Raw genomic sequence first — 2222 nt, forward strand, 5'->3', positions numbered from 1 at the left:
TCTAAACCCAGCTCGCGTACCGCTTTAATGGGCGAACAGCCCAACCCTTGGGACCGACTACAGCCCCAGGATGCGATGAGCCGACATCGAGGTGCCAAACCTCCCCGTCGATGTGGACTCTTGGGGGAGATAAGCCTGTTATCCCCGGGGTAGCTTTTATCCGTTGAGCGATGGCCCTTCCATGCGGAACCACCGGATCACTAAGCCCGACTTTCGTCCCTGCTCGACTTGTAGGTCTCGCAGTCAAGCTCCCTTATGCCTTTACACTCTACGAATGATTTCCAACCATTCTGAGGGAACCTTTGGGCGCCTCCGTTACTCTTTAGGAGGCGACCGCCCCAGTCAAACTGCCCACCTGACACTGTCTCCCCGCCCGATAAGGGCGGCGGGTTAGAAGGTCAATACAGCCAGGGTAGTATCCCACCGATGCCTCCACCGAAGCTGGCGCTCCGGTTTCCAAGGCTCCTACCTATCCTGTACAAGCTGTACCAACATTCAATATCAGGCTGCAGTAAAGCTCCACGGGGTCTTTCCGTCCTGTCGCGGGTAACCTGCATCTTCACAGGTATTAAAATTTCACCGGATCCAGGGTTGAGACAGTGCCCAAATCGTTACGCCTTTCGTGCGGGTCGGAACTTACCCGACAAGGAATTTCGCTACCTTAGGACCGTTATAGTTACGGCCGCCGTTTACTGGGGCTTCAATTCAGAGCTTCTCCCGTAAGGGATAACCCCTCCTCTTAACCTTCCAGCACCGGGCAGGCGTCACCCCCTATACTTCGCCTTACGGCTTCGCAGAGACCTGTGTTTTTGCTAAACAGTCGCCTGGGCCTATTCACTGCGGCTCTCTCGGGCTTGCACCCTAACAGAGCACCCCTTCTCCCGAAGTTACGGGGTCATTTTGCCGAGTTCCTTAACGAGAGTTCTTCCGCGCGCCTTAGAATTCTCTTCTCGCCTACCTGTGTCGGTTTGCGGTACGGGCACCTTACATCTCACTAGAGGCTTTTCTTGGCAGCGTGGAATCAGGAACTTCGGTACTATATTTCCCTCGCCATCACAGCTCCGCCTTAATGGAAACGGGATTTGCCTCGTTTCCGGCCTAACTGCTTGGACGCGCATATCCAACAGCGCGCTGACCCTATCCTTCTGCGTCCCCCCATCGTTCAAACGATGTATAGGTGGTACAGGAATATCAACCTGTTGTCCATCGCCTACGCCTTTCGGCCTCGGCTTAGGTCCCGACTAACCCTGAGCGGACGAGCCTTCCTCAGGAAACCTTAGGCATTCGGTGGACGGGATTCTCACCCGTCTTTCGCTACTCATACCGGCATTCTCACTTCTAAGCGCTCCACCAGTCCTTCCGGTCTGGCTTCACAGCCCTTAGAACGCTCTCCTACCACTGTTCGAAGAACAGTCCGCAGCTTCGGTGATACGTTTAGCCCCGGTACATTTTCGGCGCAGAGTCACTCGACCAGTGAGCTATTACGCACTCTTTAAATGGTGGCTGCTTCTAAGCCAACATCCTGGTTGTCTAAGCAACTCCACATCCTTTTCCACTTAACGTATACTTTGGGACCTTAGCTGGCGGTCTGGGCTGTTTCCCTTTCGACTACGGATCTTATCACTCGCAGTCTGACTCCCAAGGATAAGTCATCGGCATTCGGAGTTTGACTGAATTCGGTAACCCGGTAGGGGCCCCTAGTCCAATCAGTGCTCTACCTCCAAGACTCTTACCTTGAGGCTAGCCCTAAAGCTATTTCGGAGAGAACCAGCTATCTCCAGGTTCGATTGGAATTTCTCCGCTACCCACACCTCATCCCCGCACTTTTCAACGTGCGTGGGTTCGGGCCTCCATTCAGTGTTACCTGAACTTCACCCTGGACATGGGTAGATCACCTGGTTTCGGGTCTACGACCACGTACTCAATTCGCCCTATTCAGACTCGCTTTCGCTGCGGCTCCGCCTCTTCAGCTTAACCTTGCACGGGATCGTAACTCGCCGGTTCATTCTACAAAAGGCACGCCATCACCCGTTAACGGGCTCTGACTATTTGTAGGCACACGGTTTCAGGATCTCTTTCACTCCCCTTCCGGGGTGCTTTTCACCTTTCCCTCACGGTACTGGTTCACTATCGGTCACTAGGGAGTATTTAGCCTTGGGAGATGGTCCTCCCGGATTCCGACGGAATTTCACGTGTTCCGCCGTACTCAGGATCCACTCAGG

The 2222-nt window shown here is 54.1% G+C and carries 1 rRNA gene; it reads right to left on the reverse strand.

The features are described 5' to 3' along the window. A 23S ribosomal RNA gene (locus ACFWIW_RS42125) occupies positions 1 to 2222 on the reverse strand; the annotation flags it as partial.

The organism is Amycolatopsis sp. NPDC058340 (genome assembly GCF_042723975.1).
Lineage (GTDB): Bacteria > Actinomycetota > Actinomycetes > Mycobacteriales > Pseudonocardiaceae > Amycolatopsis.